Origin of the sequence: [Pseudopropionibacterium] massiliense, assembly GCF_900607225.1 — a bacterium.
GTDB classification, from domain to species: domain Bacteria; phylum Actinomycetota; class Actinomycetes; order Propionibacteriales; family Propionibacteriaceae; genus Arachnia; species Arachnia massiliensis.
On sequence record NZ_LR027842.1, the window covers coordinates 3,376,535 to 3,392,728 of the forward strand.

12 protein-coding genes, 1 tRNA gene, 1 pseudogene and 1 riboswitch are annotated in these 16,194 nt (G+C 66.4%); of the genes and pseudogenes, 5 read left to right on the top strand and 9 right to left on the bottom strand.

The features are described from left to right. Positions 1-528 precede the first annotated feature (528 nt). From E0E39_RS16200 to E0E39_RS15100, 5 genes are all read left to right on the top strand, one after another. The gene (locus E0E39_RS16200; protein ID WP_207302522.1) at positions 529-1,167 is read left to right on the top strand and encodes a PadR family transcriptional regulator; all 639 of its coding nucleotides are present in this window, start codon (positions 529-531) and stop codon (positions 1,165-1,167) included. A gap of 165 nt (positions 1,168-1,332) precedes the next feature. Next, on the top strand, positions 1,333-2,292 hold the full coding sequence (locus E0E39_RS15085; protein ID WP_130875489.1) for a metal ABC transporter solute-binding protein, Zn/Mn family: 960 nt from the start codon (positions 1,333-1,335) through the stop codon (positions 2,290-2,292). Then, complete coding sequence (locus E0E39_RS15090; RefSeq protein ID WP_130875490.1) at positions 2,289-3,005, top strand: metal ABC transporter ATP-binding protein; 717 nt, start codon at positions 2,289-2,291, stop codon at positions 3,003-3,005. Before E0E39_RS15085 ends, E0E39_RS15090 begins: the two co-directional genes overlap by 4 nt. Further along, on the top strand, positions 3,002-3,907 hold the full coding sequence (locus E0E39_RS15095) for a metal ABC transporter permease (protein ID WP_130875491.1): 906 nt from the start codon (positions 3,002-3,004) through the stop codon (positions 3,905-3,907). The genes E0E39_RS15090 and E0E39_RS15095 overlap by 4 nt, the downstream gene beginning before the upstream one ends. Then, positions 3,904-4,767: a metal ABC transporter permease gene (locus E0E39_RS15100; RefSeq protein WP_130875492.1), complete on the top strand. Its 864-nt coding sequence runs from the start codon at positions 3,904-3,906 to the stop codon at positions 4,765-4,767. Before E0E39_RS15095 ends, E0E39_RS15100 begins: the two co-directional genes overlap by 4 nt. Before the next feature lie 75 nt (positions 4,768-4,842). Here the strand turns inward: E0E39_RS15100 and E0E39_RS15105 are convergent, their stop codons facing one another. The 9 genes and pseudogenes from E0E39_RS15105 to gyrB all read right to left on the bottom strand — a co-directional run. After that, positions 4,843-5,622, bottom strand: coding sequence for an ABC transporter ATP-binding protein (locus E0E39_RS15105; protein ID WP_130875493.1), 780 nt, complete (start codon positions 5,620-5,622; stop codon positions 4,843-4,845). Beyond that, a complete protein-coding gene (locus E0E39_RS15110; protein ID WP_207302523.1) occupies positions 5,619-6,431 on the bottom strand; it encodes an ATP-binding cassette domain-containing protein in 813 nt (270 codons plus the stop codon). Before E0E39_RS15110 ends, E0E39_RS15105 begins: the two co-directional genes overlap by 4 nt. Beyond that, positions 6,418-7,245 carry a nickel transporter permease gene (gene nikC / locus E0E39_RS15115; protein ID WP_130875494.1) on the bottom strand — a complete coding sequence of 276 codons (828 nt, stop codon included), beginning with the start codon at positions 7,243-7,245 and terminating at the stop codon, positions 6,418-6,420. The genes E0E39_RS15110 and nikC overlap by 14 nt, the downstream gene beginning before the upstream one ends. Next, positions 7,242-8,165: an ABC transporter permease gene (locus E0E39_RS15120; RefSeq protein WP_165444834.1), complete on the bottom strand. Its 924-nt coding sequence runs from the start codon at positions 8,163-8,165 to the stop codon at positions 7,242-7,244. The genes nikC and E0E39_RS15120 overlap by 4 nt, the downstream gene beginning before the upstream one ends. A 15-nt stretch (positions 8,166-8,180) precedes the next feature. Next, on the bottom strand, positions 8,181-9,722 hold the full coding sequence (locus E0E39_RS15125; RefSeq protein ID WP_130875496.1) for an ABC transporter substrate-binding protein: 1,542 nt from the start codon (positions 9,720-9,722) through the stop codon (positions 8,181-8,183). A 146-nt stretch (positions 9,723-9,868) separates the two neighbouring features. Then, positions 9,869-10,050: riboswitch (cobalamin riboswitch) on the bottom strand. Between the two features lie 160 nt (positions 10,051-10,210). After that, positions 10,211-10,284: transfer RNA gene (locus E0E39_RS15130), tRNA-Ile, on the bottom strand. Between the two features lie 55 nt (positions 10,285-10,339). After that, positions 10,340-11,284: a DUF3566 domain-containing protein gene (locus E0E39_RS15920; RefSeq protein WP_165444835.1), complete on the bottom strand. Its 945-nt coding sequence runs from the start codon at positions 11,282-11,284 to the stop codon at positions 10,340-10,342. Positions 11,285-11,324: 40 nt separating this feature from the next. Then, positions 11,325-13,886, bottom strand: coding sequence for a DNA gyrase subunit A (gene gyrA / locus E0E39_RS15145; RefSeq protein ID WP_245988492.1), 2,562 nt, complete (start codon positions 13,884-13,886; stop codon positions 11,325-11,327). A 109-nt stretch (positions 13,887-13,995) separates the two neighbouring features. Further along, positions 13,996-15,960: pseudogene (gene gyrB, locus E0E39_RS15150) on the bottom strand (DNA topoisomerase (ATP-hydrolyzing) subunit B); the annotation flags it as partial. Positions 15,961-16,194: the final 234 nt, after the last annotated feature.

Sequence of the window (16,194 nt, forward strand, 5' to 3'; positions counted from 1 at the left end):
ACAAAACGCACACACTGCAGGGGCCATCAATCAAAGGAAAAAACAAGAAACAAACCAAAAAATGGTCCATCCCCAAAAAATGGCATTGACTTAAAGCACGCTGTTGAGTTCTCAAAATTCGGAAGCCAATCAGTTTGGCAACCCGACAAACTTTACTGCATTTCCACCGAGTGTCAAATCCCGTGTTCCTGCATCAAGTTGTGCCGTTGTGGTTTCACCACCCCGAAGGGCAGCTTCTCCAAGATACTCCCTCACACCCGGTTTCGCAAGTCGGGCTTCCCGACCAAGTCTCCCGGGGCATCGCGGGTTCCGTGACCTTGAGTGGGATCCATGTGACCGCACACTCGCCACGGGGCTCGTCGATGGGGGATCGCCCTGACCTGCCGCTTCCCAGCGGCTTCCGGGGCGAGTGAAAACACTACACCCTTTCCAGGTTGCGCGCAACCCCGGCGAGACACAGAACCCATCGACTTGCAACACGAAGGATCACGATATATCGTAGAGCTATCTACTACGAAAGGATCTGACGTGAACAAGCACAGTCACACCCCGCACGGCTTCCCGTACCACCCGGAGAACGGGAACGATCACGACGACTTCCGGGAGGCATCCGGTCCGGCGGGCGGCCCACACGGCCGGCGTCGCGGCCCCGGCCCGTTCGGCGGACGTCCCCGGGGAGGCCCCGGGGGCCATGACCGGGAACACCACGGTCGCCGCTCCCGGCGTCGTGGGGATGTCCGGATTGCGGTCCTCCTGCTGCTCGCCGAGGAGTCGATGCACGGTTACCAACTGATGCAGACCATCGCCGAGCGCACCGACGGAGCGTGGTCCCCCAGTCCCGGCGCCATCTATCCAACGCTCAGCCAGCTCGAGGACGAGGGGCTCGTCCGGATCGACACGAGCGGGGGTCGCAGGGAGGTATCCCTGACGGAGGCGGGCCGGGCCCACGTCGAGGAGCACCACGCCGAGTGGCCCAACCCCTTGGCGACCGATGACGGCCCCCGCCTGCGGGAGCTCGTGCACTCGCTCGGCGAGGCCGTCCGCCAGGTCGGCCGCACCGGCACCGATGACCAGCGCCAGCAGGCGGCCAGGGAGCTCGTCGACGTGCGTCGGCGGATCTATCTGATCCTCGCCGGGGACGAGCAGCCCTCGCCCGGCGGGGAGTGAGCGGGGAGCGAGGGTTTCCGCCCCCGGGTGCCGCATGCGGACACGATGTGCACATCACGGGTGTGCACATCCCAACCCCAGTCAATACTGAGAATCCATCGCATGTTAGATTCCTCGCAAATCTGTATTTGGTCAGACTAATTTAATGCTGTACTGAAGGAAACCATGCGATCCACCACTCTCACCCGCCGCTCCCTCATCGCCGCGCTCTCCGCGGTCCCCGCCGTTGCCCTCGTCGCGGGATGCTCCAGCGGTTCCGCCTCGGAGAGCGCCGGCGGCGGGAAGAAGCTCGCCATTTTCGCGACCACCGGCTACCTGGCCGACGCCGCCAAGGTGCTCGATCCCGACGCAGAGATCACGACGATGGTCAAGCCCGGCGGCGACCCCCACACCTACGAGCCCACCACCCAGGACATCGAGAAGATGCAGTCCGCCGACGCGGTCTTCTCCTCCGGCGTGCACCTGGAGGCCAAGATGCTGACCCAGCTCGAATCGCTGGGATCCAAGCACATCGCCGTCGGCAACAAGATCGACCAGAGCGAGCTGCTGCCCTGGCCGGAGAAGGACGAGCAGGGCAACGATCTCCACGACCCGCACATCTGGAACAGCACCAAGATCTGGCAGCAGGTCGTGACCCTGATGGCCGAACACCTCAAGACCATCAACGCCTCGAAGGCCGCCGACTACGACAAGAACGCGGAGGCCTACAAGAAACAGATCGAGGAAACCGACACCTGGGCCAAGCAGGAGACCGCGAAGATCCCCGAGGAGCGCCGGGTGCTGGTGACGGGCCATGACGCCTTCAACTACTTCGGGCGGGCCTACAACATCGAGATCCACGCCACCGACTTCGTCACCTCGGAGGCCGACATGTCCGCCAACGACATCGCCGAACTGGCCGACCTGATCGCCACGCACAAACTGCCCGTGATCTTCCAGGACAACCTCAAGAACCCCCAGGCGATCCAGTCCGTCAAGGAGGCCGTCGCCGCCAAGGGCTGGCAGGTCGAGGTCTCCGACCAGGAGCTCTACGCCGACTCCCTCGGCGACGAGGCCGGCGTCGACTCCTACCTCGGTGTGATGAAGCACAACGTCACCACCATCGTTGAGGCGCTCACCAAATGACGGCTGCCCTGAACGTTTCCGGGCTGAGCTTCGCCTACCGCGACTCGCTGGTGCTGCGGGAGGTCACCCTCGACCTCCCGCAGGGCGTGGTCATGGGCATCGTCGGGCCCAACGGGGCGGGGAAGTCAACGCTGCTGAAGGCCGTGGTCGGGTTGCTGAAACCCACGAGGGGAACCGTCTCCTGCTTCGGCCAGCCGCTGCCGAAGGTGCGCCGCCGCGTCGGCTACATGCGGCAGGCCAGCAGCGTCGACTGGGACTTCCCGACCACGGTCAGCGATGTCGTCCTCATGGGCACCTACGGCGGCCTGGGATGGTTCCGCCGGCCCGGGGCGAAGGAACGCGACGTGGCGGCGGCCGCGCTGAGGCGGGTCGGCATCCCCCACCTGGCACACCGGCCCATCAACCAGCTCTCCGGGGGTGAGCGCCAACGTACCTTCCTGGCGCGGCTGCTGGCCCAGCAGTCCGACCTGCTGCTCCTCGACGAGCCCTTCGCCGGGGTGGACGCCGCCAGCCAGGAAACCATCACGAACGTGCTGCACGGGCTGCGCGACGCGGGACGCACCGTCGTCATCGTCCACCACGACCTCGCCACCGTCCCGACGCTGTGCGACTGGACCTGCCTGCTGAACCGGACCGTGATGGGTTTCGGCCCCACGGAGGAGGTGTTCACCGACGAGGCGGTGAAACAGGCCTACGGACTGGCGACGACATGAACCCCGCCGAGCTGCTGACCAACCACACCTACCGGATGATGCTGCTCGGCACCGTCATCATCGGGTTCACCACCGGGGCCATCGGCACCTTCGCCTACCTGCGGAAACGCACCCTCCTGGCGGACGTCGTCTCCCACTCCTCCATCGGGGGAGTGATGCTGGCCTTCATCGTCGCCGCGTCCTTCGGGATCGACGGCCGCAGCAACTGGGTGCTGATCCTCGGCTCCGCGGTGGTCTCCCTGATTGCGGTGCAGCTGGTCGACTGGCTGCCCAAGGTCTCGGTGACGAAGGTGGACGCGGCGATGGCGATCGTGCTGGCGCTGTTCTTCGGGGGAGGCATGGTGCTGCACCGGGTCATTCTCGCCGGGCCCTATCCCAGCAAGGGCGGGTTGGCGGAGTACCTGTTCGGCAACGCCTCCCACCTGACGGTCGAGGACATCGTCTCCAGCGTGGTCGTCTCCCTGGCGACCTTCCTGGTGGCGGCCGTGGCGTTCAAGGAGTTGAAGCTGAGCTGTTTCGACCCGGAGTACGCGGCGACGCTGGGCTTCTCGTCGCGGCTGCTGTCGGTGCTGCTGAACGCCGTGGTGGTGCTGTCGATCGTGATCGGTCTCAAGGCCGTCGGGCTGGTGCTCATGGTGGCGCTGGCCATCGCCCCGCCGGTCGCGGCCAGGCAGTGGACCACGCGCGTCGGCAGCATGCTGCTGCTGTCGGGGCTGATCGGGGCCTTCAGCGCCCTCGCCGGCTCGTGGCTGGCGGTCTCCATCGGCCGCGTTCCCACCGGCCCGGTGATCGTGCTGGTGGTCACGGTCATCGCCTTCGCCTCGATCCTGTTCGCCCCCAAACGCAGCCTCCTGCTGACGCTCCGGGCGCGGCGACGCCACCGCAGGGAGGTGACGGCATGACCTTCGTGCTGTGGGTGATGATCCTCGCGGTCGTCACCGCCGTCACCTGTGCCCTGCCGGGAATCTGGCTGGTGCTGCGGAAGCAGGCGATGCTGACCGACGCCATCAGCCACGCCGTGCTGCCGGGCATCGTCATCGCGGCCGTGGCGACGGGCACCATCCAGTCGCCGTGGTCCATCGTCGGGGCGGCCGTGATGGGCACCGTCGTGGTGCTGGGCGCGGAGCTGCTCGAATCGACGGGCCTGGTCTCCGGTGACGGCCCCCAGGGACTGGTGTTCCCGGCCCTGTTCAGCATCGGCGTGCTGCTGCTCAGCACCCGGTTCAACGGGGTCCAGATCACGGAGTCGGCGGTGCTGGTGGGCGACCTCAACCTGGCCGCCTTCCTGCCGCTGAAGGTCGGGAACGTGCTGCTCGGTCCGCAGTACCTGTGGGTGATGGCCGGGGTGCTGGCCCTGAACGTCGCGTACCTGACGGTGCTGCACACCCGCCTCAAGCTGATCGCCTTCGACCCGGAACTGGCCCAGACCATGGGCATCCCGGTCAAGCGCCTGGGCCACCTGACCATGCTGGTGGTCTCGGTGACGATCACCGCCGCCTTCAACGCGGCCGGGGCGGTCCTCGTCATGGCGCTGATGATCGTCCCCGCGGCCATCGCACAGCTGCTGTCCCACAGCATCCACGGCATGTACATCATCACCGTCGGCATCACCGTCGCCTGTTCGGTGGTGGGTTTCTGGGCCGCCTACGTCCTCGACGCCTCCACGTCGTCGGGCCTGGCGTTCTTCTACGGGATCGTCTACCTGGCGGTGGTGGCCGTGACGGTGATCGGTCGGAGGCTCCGCACCCCGAGCACCAGCTGATCCGGAACCACCCCTTGAAACCGGTTGGGCCGGGCCGCGACGAGAGCGGCCCGGCCCAACCGGGTTGTGGGGATCTCAGCCCTCGAAGAGCTTGATGAGATCCTTGGTGTACTGGTCGCGGCCGTCCTCGAAGAGTTCGTCGCGACCGAACCGGTCCACGATCTCGCCGCCGCGCAGCACGATGGAGCGTTCGCTCATGAACTGCACCGCGCTGAGGTCGTGGGAGATGAACATCGACGACAGGCCGAGTTCCTCCTTCAGCTCCTGCAGCAGGTTCAGCACCCGGGCCTGGATGGAGACGTCGAGGCTGGCCGTGGGCTCGTCGAAGACCAGGAGGGTCGGCTCCACGCTGATGGCCCGCGCGATCGCGACCCGCTGCTTCTCGCCGCCGCTGAGCTCGTGGGGTTTGCGGTCCAGGCAGGCGACGGGCAGGTGCACCAGGTCGACGAGCTGCTCGGCGACCTTCCGCTGCGTGCCCGGCTGCACGAAACTCGGCGCGGCGAATCCCCGGGTGCGCAGCGGCTCCAGGAGGGAGTCGTACATCGTCAGGCGCGAGTTGAACGAGCTCGACGGGTTCTGGAACACCACCTGCAGGCGGCGGCGGATGTCGCGCAGCTCCTTGCCGCGACGCTGGAGGAGGGATTCGCCCTCCAGCGTCGCCCGACCGGAGGAGACCGGTTCCAGGGTCAGCAGGCACTTGGCCAGCGTCGACTTGCCCGATCCGCTCTCACCCACGACCCCGAGGCACTCGCCCTTGTTGATCGTGAACGAGACCCCCCTCACCGCGTGGGTGCCGCCGGGATAGGTCTTGTGCAGGTCCTCGACCTCCAGCACGGGGGTTTCGGATTCGCTCATGCGCTGGCTCCTTCCGTGAAGACGGGCAGCCGGGAGGGGATGTTGCGCAGCGGCGGGATGGCGGCGATCAGGTTGCGGGTGATCCTTTCCCTCGGGGACTCGAAGATCTCCTTCGTGGTGCCCCGCTCCTTGATCTCGCCGCCCTGCATGATCACCATCCGGTCGGCGAACCGGCTCAGCACCCGCAGGTTGTGGGTGATGAACAGCACCGCGCAGCCCTCCTGTTCCTGGATCTCCTCGATCTGGTCGAGCACCAGCGACGCGTTGACCGCGTCGAGGGCCGTGGTGGGTTCGTCGGCGATGATCAGCTTGGGTTTCAGCAGGATCGCAGCCGCGAGGGCGGCGCGCTGCAGCTGCCCACCGCTGACCTGGAACGGGTAACGCCTCAGCAGCTCGGCGGGGAGCCGCAGCTGTTCGAGGACCGCGGCGGCCCGTTCCCCCCGGCGCCTGTCGTCCCAGTCGGTGTGGCTGCGCATCACCTCGTCGAGCTGCCGCCCGATCCGGTAGTACGGCGAGAACGCCGCCTGGTAGTCCTGGAAGACGTAGGCGATGTCGTTGCCGCGCAGCTGGCGCATCTCCTCCTGGGAGACGGTCAGCAGGTCCTTGTCACCGAAGGTCATGGTCTCGGCGGTGCGCCTGAGGCCACGCGGAAGCAGGTTGGCGATGGAGAAGGCGGTCAGGGACTTGCCCGATCCGCTCTCCCCGACGACGGCCAGCCACTCGCCGGTCTCGATGCGCAGGTCGATGCCGTGGACCAGCTCCTTGGTGCGGGTCGTGACGCGCAGGTTCTCGATCTCAAGCAGCGACACCGGTCTCCTCCTTCCTTTCCCCGGAGATGGCGTAGAGGCTCTGCAGCTGGTCACCGAGCCAGTTGGCGGCGCACACCACCAGGAAGATCGCCAGGCCGGGCGCCAGCATCAGGTGCGGGGCCTGCGTGAAGAACGTCTGGGCCTCGTTGAGCATGGCACCCCACTCGGCGGAGGGAAGCTGCACACCCAACCCCAGGTAGGACAGCGATGCCACGAGCAGGATCACCTTGCCGATGTCCACCGTCGCCAGGGCTATGACCGGGCCGACGATGTGCGGCAGCAGGTGGCGTCGCATGATCGAGAGGGTGGAGGCCCCGCTGATGGTGGAGACCATCAGGTAGTCCTTCGCCTTCTCCTGCATGACGACGCTCCTGGCCAGGCGGGTGTAGCCCACCCACTTGATGACGAGAATCGCGAGCAGCAGGTTCGCGAACCCCTGACCCATCAGGCCCGCGATGATCATGGCGACGATGTACTCCGGCAGCGCCAGGAAGATGTCGACCACCCGCATCAGGGCCCAGTCGGTCCGCCCGCCCAGGTAGCCGGACAGCAGACCCAGCGGAACCCCGATCAGGATGGAGATCCCCAGCGCCAGCGCGCTGAGCCCGACCGTGGTGAGCCCGCCGGTCAGGATGCGGGAGAACACGTCGCGGCCCAGGTCGTCGGTCCCGAGCCAGTGGGCGGCGCTCGGTCCCTGGAGCCTGTCGGCCGTCGCGGTCAGGTTGGGATCCTGCGGCGCGATCCAGGGGCCGATGATCAGCAGCACCAGGAAGACCGCGACCGCGATCATGACGATTCGTTTTCCGGTGCTCATGCCTTCCTCCCCTTGAGCGCGATGGCGGGATCCAGCCAGCGGTAGGACAGGTCCACCAGCCCGTTGATGAGGAACACGATGATGCCGATCAGCAGGATGAAGGCCTGGATCGTGGGGTAGTCGCGTTTGGTCAGGGAGTCGAGCACCAGCATGCCGATGCCCTGGATGGCGAAGATCTTCTCCACCACCACGGTTCCCCCGAGGAGGCCGCCGAGGCTCATCCCCATGATGGTGACCAGGGGGATGAGGCTGGCCCGCAGCACGTGCTTGCCGAAGACCGTCGACTCCTTCAGGCCCCGTGAACGCGACGCCCGGACGAAGTCCGCCTCCTGCGCCTCGACGAGGCTGTTGCGGAACACCTTCACATACGGCGGCACGATGGCGATGGTCATGCAGATGATCGGCATCACCAGACCGCCGGGACGCGCCGCCTGGGAGGGCAGCCACTTGAGCCCGATGGCGAACACGTTCAGCAGCAGCAGCCCCAGCCAGAACGTCGGCATGGAGGAGGAGACCAGGGTGAACCCCTGGGCCAGGTGATCCGGCCACTTCCCGACGTTGCGGGCCGCCAGGGTCCCCAGCAGCCCGGCGAGGACGAAGGCGGCCACCAGGGACCACCCGGCCAGGACGAGCGTGCTGGGGAAGGCGTTGACGATCCCGTCGATGACCGGTTTCCCGGTCATCGCGGAGGTGCCGAAGTTCAGCCTCAGCAGGTTCATCAGGTACGCGAGGTACTGCTCCCAGATGGGCGCGTTGAGGCCGCGTTCCTTCTGGAGGGCCTCGATGTCACTCTGGGTGACCTGAATGGTGTCCATCCGCAGCAGCGAACGGGTCTCGTCGCCGGGCGCCAGCTTCACCACCAGGAAACTGACGAGGGTCAGCAACAGGAGGAAGACCGCCACCTCGGCCAGTCTGATCAACCATTTCCTCATGGCTCAGGAGATGTCCAGGTCCTTGGTGACCATCTGGAACTCGAACTCGTTGCCGGGGGTCACCCAGCCGGTCACGGTCTTCTTGCTGGCGCTGGTCTCGTAGGGGACCGTGATGTAGGAGTTGTAGTACTTGGTGTCGATGTACTGGGCGATCTCCTTGGCCAGCGCGGTACGGGCGGTGGTGTCGACCTCGGTGTTGTACTGCTCCAGCTTGGCCAGCAGGTCGGGGTCGTCGAGCTTGCCGTGGTTCTGGGCCGCGCCCTCACCGAAGGAGCTGTTGAGGAAGAAGGAGCCGTCGCCCCGGGTGATGGTCAGCAGCGAGTAAGTCGCGAGGTCCCAGTCGTTCTGCTGGAGGTACTCGTCGATGTTGTCGGCCTTGGCGATCTGCATGTCGATGCCGACCTTGCGGGCCTGGTCCTGGACGACCTGGGCGATCTTCGGCAACTCGGGACGGGCCTCGTAGGTGATGAGGTTGAGGGTGAGCGGCTGACCGTCGCGGGTCACCTTGCCGTCGCTGACCTGGAGACCGGCGGCCTCGAAGTGCTTGAGGGCCTCCTCGATGCCGAACGGGTGGGCCGCGACCTTCGGGGAGATCGGGTAGTCGCCGGGGAAGACGTCGTAGGCCACCTCGGCCTGGCCGCCCATGACGTCACGCACGATGGATTCGCGGTCCACCAGGGCATCGATCCCCTTGCGGAACTCCTCGTTGTTCCAGAGCGCGGCATTGGAACCGGAGTAGTTGTAGAGCATGTGGTAGACGCGGGTACCGGGCCTGCTGTCGACCTGGAGGGTGTCATCGGCCTGGATGGTGCTCAGGGAATCCAGGGAGGGACGGTAGATCACGTCGGCGTCCCCGGCCTGCAGGGCCGACCTGCGGCCGTTGGCATCCTGGTTGGCGGTCATGACGACCCGGTCGAGCTTCGCCTTGCCGTCGTAGTAGTCGTCGTTGCGCACCAGCACCGCCTCACCGGAGATGTCGAAGCTCTCGAACTTGAACGCGCCCGTCCCAATGGGGAACTTCGAATCCGTGGCGGAGGTGTCGACGATCACGGAGTTGTAGTGCACGAGACTGGAGGGCAGTGCCGGGTAGGGGGTCTCGGTGACGATCTTCAGCGTGTGGTCGTCGGTGGCCTCGATGGACTGGGCCCGCAGGGCGGTCTTGATGCCGGGATTGACCTCGATGGCGTTCTCGAGGCTTGCCTTCACCTTTTCGGCGGTCATCTCGGTGCCGTTGTGGAACTTGACGCCCTTGCGGAGGGTGAAGGTCCAGTTCTGGGCGTCCGTGGTCTCCCACTTCTCGGCCAGCCAGGGCTTGAGCTGCAGGGTCTGGGGATCGAGACCGACGAGGGTCTCGACCGTCCCGGAGTTGAAGATGAAGGCGGTCTGGATCCGGTGGGCGTCGGTGTTGTCAGCGGCGAGAACCGTGATGAGTCTCAGGGTTTTGCCGTCGGTCGACGCCTGGTTCGAGGGAAGACCGCAGGCGCTGATCAGCAGGGCGACGGCGGCCAGAGCCGCGGCCAGCCACGTGGCGGGTCGTGTGAGCATGGGGAGTGCAGCCTTTCGTCGGGTAGCGGCGTTGGTGGTGCTCAGGTTGTTCGACGGCGCCTGCCACGGTGCTCCATCACGATGATTCCGCGAGATGCGCAGGGCGCACCCGGGACATCGCCGCTCCGAAGCCTTACCGCGAAGCCCGTCGACGTCGCGAACTGGCTGTCTTCGGACTCAGGATCGTCCTCCTCCGGCACCTTCCCGGGATTTCTCCCAGTGGCCTGCTGCCGGTCTCGTCACCTTCACCGCTGCGCGTCAGTCCCGGATTCCCACCGGGTTCCGTGGTGAGCGGGGGCCGCCCACCACCAGTTCGCAGGCAGAGCGTAACATGAGTTTGATGGCCACCTCTACTGTAACGAGAATCAATATTGATTTTCTCGTGTAGCGCTTCCCCGGCACGATCGGGTTGCTGTCGTTGTGGCCGGAATCATGCGACGCGAAAATGCGTCGGCTTCCTCGATTTCCCCAGAAGTTCTCCAACTGTGTGGGCCTAGCTGGACTTGAACCAGCGACCTCATCCTTATCAGGGATGCGCTCTAACCGCCTGAGCTATAGGCCCGTCGTCAACGACGCTGAACTCTACAACACCCGTCGCTGACCTGACAAGTTGGGTTTCAGTCCTCCGCGAGAGTGACCTCGAGGCCGCCGATGACGGCCGCCGCCAGGTTGTACAGGAAGGCGAACAGCGTCGAGACCGCGGTGATGATGACGACGTTCAACGCCGCCAGGACCGCGGAGAGTCCGATGACGCGTCCGGCGTTGATGTAGTCCTCGATGTTGAACTTGGTTCCGGAGTCCCCGATCAGCTGGGTCATGGTCGAGTTGATGGACTGGAGCGCACCGGAGCCCGCGACGACGGCCCACAGCACGGCGACGATGATCACCAGCATGATCCCGAAGGCGATGGAGAACAGAAACGTGGTCTTCATCACCGACCAGGGATCGACACGGGAGATGCGCAGCCTCGCCTTGCGGGTGCGACGCACCTCGCCGACCTTCGACAGCCTTCCCTCGGGTCTGTGTGACTTGTCCCTGGTGGTCGGGTTGCTCGATGCACCGGCAGTGGGGGTGGCGGACCAGGGAGCGGCCTTGGCCGATGCGGCAGCAGCACCCGCTCCGGCAGCGGCCGTCCCGGTGGCCCCGGCAGCAGCACCCGCGCCTTGCGCCGCCGGTTTCCCGGTCCGGGAACCGGGTAGGGCGGCCCTGGCCTGGTGCGGCATCGGCCGCGGGGTCCTCTGGGCGGGTTTGCCACCCTGCTTGGCGTCCGCCCCCGGTTCCGGGAGAGCCTGGGGGGCACCCTTGGGTCCGGTTGGCTTCTTCTTGCCGCCCTGCCGTGCTTTTTCACCGGTCCTGCTCACCTGTTTGGCACTCTGACCGGGCACTGCGAGTTCCTGACCCGGTCGGTCCTTCACAGTGGGGCTCTGCGCCGTCTTCTCGGTGGCGTGTTCGCGGGCGACAGCGGCATCGAGACGTGGGGTTGCGGAGTTCTTCTTGGCGGCATCCGGCGCATCGGCCTCCTCACCCTCGTTCTCCGGCAGCGACTTGGGACCGAAACTCACACCCGGCTTCCCATCCGCTCCGGGCCAATGGGGAGACTTGTCACTCATCGCCGCTTACCTCCTCGGCCTCCTCGGCCGTCTCGACTGCTGTCTGGTTCACCGTACCCGGTTCCCCAGTCGTTTCCGCATCCGTATCGGGGAGTTCCGCAGCGGCCTCCGGGTAGAGGGCGATCGCCGCGACGGCGTCGTCACCCCTGACACCGACGAACTTGACACCCATGGTGTCGCGTCCCTTGACGGGAACATCGGCGACGGCCGAACGGACGACCTGCCCCGATTGTTTGATCGAGATCACCTCGTCGCCGTCTCCCACGATCAATCCACCGACCAGGGATCCGCGGCCGTCGGACAGACGCATCGCCTTGATGCCGAGGCCCCCGCGGCCCTGTTGACGGTACTCGCCGACAGTGGTGCGCTTCGCGAAACCCCCGTCGGTGACGGTGAACACGAACCGCCCGTCGAAGTCGTCGTCACCGCCCAGGACGGCCATGGACAGCAGCTCGTCGCCGTCGCGGAACCGCATCCCGGTCACCCCGGAGGTGGCGCGACCCATGGGGCGCAGCTGGTCGTCGGAGGCCTGGAATCGGATGGCCTGACCCTTGCGGGAGATCAGCAGTACGTCGTCGAGGGACGAGCACAGCGACGCCCCGATCAGCTCGTCGCCCTCCTCGCGGAAGTTGATGGCGATCACGCCCGCCTGGCGCGGGGAGTCGTAGGAGCTGAGCGCGGTCTTCTTGACGAAACCCCTGCGGGTGGCCAGCAGCAGGTAGGGGGCGTCGTCGTAGGAGCGCAGCGTCAGCACCTGCGCGATGTGCTCGTCCGGCAGGAAACTGAGCAGCCCGGCGACGTGCCCGCCCTTCGCGTCGCGGCCGGCCTCGGGCAGCTGCCACACCTTCGCCCGGTACACCCGCCCCAGGTTGGTGAAGAACAGCAGCCACTCGTGGTTGGTGGCCTTGAACAGGTGCGCCACCTCGTCGTCGGCCCGCAGCGTCGCGCCGCGAACCCCCTTGCCGCCGCGTTTCTGCACCCGGTACTGGTCGGCGCGGGTGCGTTTGGCGTAGCCGCCGTGGGTGATGGTGACCACGACGTCCTCGTCGGCGATGAAGTCCTCCTCGGAGAAGTCGCCGTCGGCGGCGACGATGCGGGTGCGCCGCTCGTCGCCGTACTTGTCGGTGATCTCCTGCAGCTCGGCGCCGATGATGGCACGCTGCCGGGCCTCGGAGGCGAGGATGTCCTTGAGGTCGGCGATGAGGCGTTCGATCTCGGCCAGCCGGTCGATGATCCTCTGGATCTCCATCGACGCCAGCCGCCGCAGCTGCTGGTCGAGGATGAAACGGGCCTGGAGCTCGTCGATGTCGAGGAGCTCCTGGAGGCCCCGCGAGGCCTCCTCGGCGGTGCGGGAGGCCCGGATCAGCGCGATGACCTCGTCGAGCATGTTGAGGGCCTTGACCAGGCCGCGATCCAGGTGGGCGCGTTTCTCGGCGTCGGCGAGCTGGAAGGCGGTGCGGCGGCGGATGACCTCGATCTGGTGCTTGACCCACTGCGCGATGAACTGGTCGAGCCGCAGGGTGCGGGGTACGTCGTCGACGAGCGCCAGCATGTTGCAGCCGAAGGTGTCCTGCAGCGCGGTGTGCTTGTACAGGTTGTTCATCACGACCCGCGGCTGGGCGTCGCGTTTCAGCACGATCACCAGGCGCAGACCGGTTCGGGCGGAGGTGTCGTCGCGGATGTCGGAGATGCCGGTGAGGCGCCCCGAGTTCACCAGTTCCGCGATCTTGGTGGCCAGGTTGTCGGGGTTGCACATGTAGGGCAGCTGCGTGATCGCGATGCGCTGACGCCCGGAGGAGTCCTCCTCCAGTTCCATGACGGCCCGCATGATCACCGATCCGCGTCCCGTGCGGTAAGCGTCCTCGATGCCGCGCCGCCCGACGATCAGCCCGCCACCGGGGAAGTCGGGGCCCTGGATGCGGGCCATCGCGGCCTCGAGGAGTTCCTCCCTGGTGGCGTCGGGATGGGTCAGCGCCCACTGGACGGCGTCGTTGACCTCGCGCAGGTTGTGGGTGGGGATGTTGGTGGCCATGCCCACCGCGATGCCCGTGGAGCCGTTCACGAGGAGGTTCGGGAACCGCGACGGCAGCACCGTCGGTTCGGAGTCCCGGTTGTCGTAGTTGGGTTTGAAGTCGACGGTGTCCTGTTCGATGTCACGGACCATCTCGACGGCCAGCGGCGCCATCTTGCACTCGGTGTAGCGCATGGCGGCGGCCTTGTCGTTGCCCTGGGAACCGAAGTTGCCCTGCCCGGCGACGAGGGGATGCCGCATCGCCCATGGCTGCGCCAGGCGCACCAGGGCGTCGTAGATGGCGCTGTCGCCGTGGGGGTGGTAGAGACCCATCACATCGCCGACCACGCGGGAACACTTGTTCCAGCCGCGGTCGGGCCGGTATCCGCCGTCCCACATCGCGTACAGGACGCGACGGTGCACGGGTTTGAGGCCGTCGCGCACGTCCGGGAGGGCGCGCCCCACGATCACGGACATGGCGTAGTCGAGGTAGGACTTCTGGATCTCCACCTGGAGGTCGACGGGGGTGGTGTGCCCCTGCATCTTCTGTTCGAGGCCCTGCGCCTCGGCCTCGAGTTGTTCGTCGACGCCCTCGGGGCGGTCGGTCTCGTCAGCCACGGGTAACTAACTCCTTGCCTTCGGGTCGCGGTGATCAGACGTCCAGGAATCGGACGTCGCGGGCGTTGTGCTGGATGAAGCTGCGCCGCTGCTCGACGTCCTCGCCCATCAGGACGGAGAACATCTGGTCGGCCATGGCGGCGTCCTGCAGGTTGACCTGCAGCAGGATGCGCTTGGCCGGATCCATGGTGGTCTCCCACAGATCCTCCGCGTTCATCTCACCGAGACCCTTGTAGCGCTGGATCGGGTTGACGTTGGGCAGTTTCTTGCCGTCGGCCAGCCCGGCGTCGCGCATCGCGTCGCGTTCCTCGTCGGTGTAGGCCAGTTCGTGGGGGGCGTTGGTCCAGCGCAACCGGAACAGTGGCGGCTGGGCCAGGTAGACGTGTCCGGCGTCGATGAGGGGGCGCATGAACCGGAACAGCAGCGTCAGCAGGAGGGTGCGGATGTGGGCGCCGTCGACGTCGGCATCGGCCATCAGCACGATCTTGTGGTAACGCAGCTTGTCGAGGTCGAAATCCTCCTGGATGCCGGTGCCGAGGGCGTTGATGATCGCCTCGACCTCCTTGTTGGCGAGGATCTTGTCCAGGCGGGCCTTCTCGACGTTGAGGATCTTGCCGCGGATCGGGAGGATGGCCTGCGTCTTCGGGTCGCGCCCGCCGCGGGCCGAACCGCCCGCGGAGTCACCCTCGACGATGAAGACCTCGCAGTCCCCGGGGTTGCGGGACTGGCAGTCGACGAGCTTGCCGGGCAGGCCACCGCCGCCGAGGAGACCCTTGCGGTTGCGGGCCATGTCGCGGGCCTTGCGGGCGGCGATCCGGGCGAGCGCGGCCGCCTGCGACTTGCGGATGATGTCCTTGCCCTCGGAGGGGTTGCGTTCGAACCAGTCGCCCAAACGGTCGTTGAGGACCTTCTGCACGAACGACTTGGCCTCGGTGTTGCCGAGCTTGGTCTTGGTCTGGCCCTCGAACTGCGGTTCGGCGAGCTTGATGGAGATGATGGCGGTCAGGCCCTCGCGGATGTCGTCGCCGGAGACCCGGTCCTCCTTCTTCTTCACCAGTCCCCAGGTCTCGCCCCAGCGGTTGACGGTGTTGGTCAGGGCGGCGCGGAATCCCTCCTCGTGGGTGCCGCCCTCGTGGGTGTTGATGGTGTTGGCGAAGGTGTGCACCGAGCTGGCGTAGGAGGCGTTCCACTGCATCGCGATCTCCAGGCTCATGCCCTGGGCCTCGTCGTGGGACTCGACGTCGATGACGCTCGGGTGGATGGGGTCCTTCGACTGCGACAGGTAGCGCACGTAGTCGATCAGGCCGTGTTCGAAGCGGAACGAGTCGTGGCGCTGCTCCTCCTCGGCGTCCTCGCCCTCCCGGTCGACGGTGCGCAGGTCGGTGAGGGTGATCCTGAGCCCCTTGTTGAGGAAGGCCATCTCGCGGAACCTCGTGGCCAAGGTCTCGTAGTTGAAGACGGTGGTCTCGAAGATCTCCGGGCTGGGGTAGAAGGTGACGGTGGTACCGGTGTCCTCGGTTTCCTCCAGTTCCTGGAGGTCGTAGCGGGGCACGCCCAGGTCGAAGGTCTGCACGTAGCGGTGGCCGTCGCGGGAGACCTCGACGGTGAACTCCTGCGACAGCGCGTTGACCACCGACGACCCGACCCCGTGGAGGCCACCGGAGACCTTGTAGCCGCCGTCGCCGAACTTGCCGCCGGCGTGGAGGACGGTGAGCACCAGGGTCACCGTCGGGATCTTCTCGACGGGGTGCTCCCTGACGGGAATGCCGCGGCCGTTGTCGGCGACGCGCACCCCGCCGTTGTCGAGCAGGGCGATGTCGATCTGGTCGCAGTAGCCGGCCAGGGCCTCGTCGACGGCGTTGTCCACGATCTCGTAGACCAGGTGGTGCAGGCCGCGTTCACCGGTGGATCCGATGTACATGCCGGGGCGTTTGCGGACCGCCTCCAGGCCCTCCAGCACCGAGATCTGTTCCGCATCGTAGGCCGAGTCTGTGTGTGTGCTGCCGGACTGCCCGGCCTCGTCCTGGGGTTCCAACTCGCCGGCCTGCTCTTGTGTCACGCGGTGCTCCCATTCCATGAAACAGCCGCCGGGTGAACCGACGGCGTGTACAACCTTGGGAATTCTACCCCGAAAACGGAGCGCCGCACCCTCTGAACACCCTGCCATCCGGCCAGAATCCACTCTCTGACCTCCCGCCAGGGGTGCGGATGACTCGGGATACAGACCCCGGGG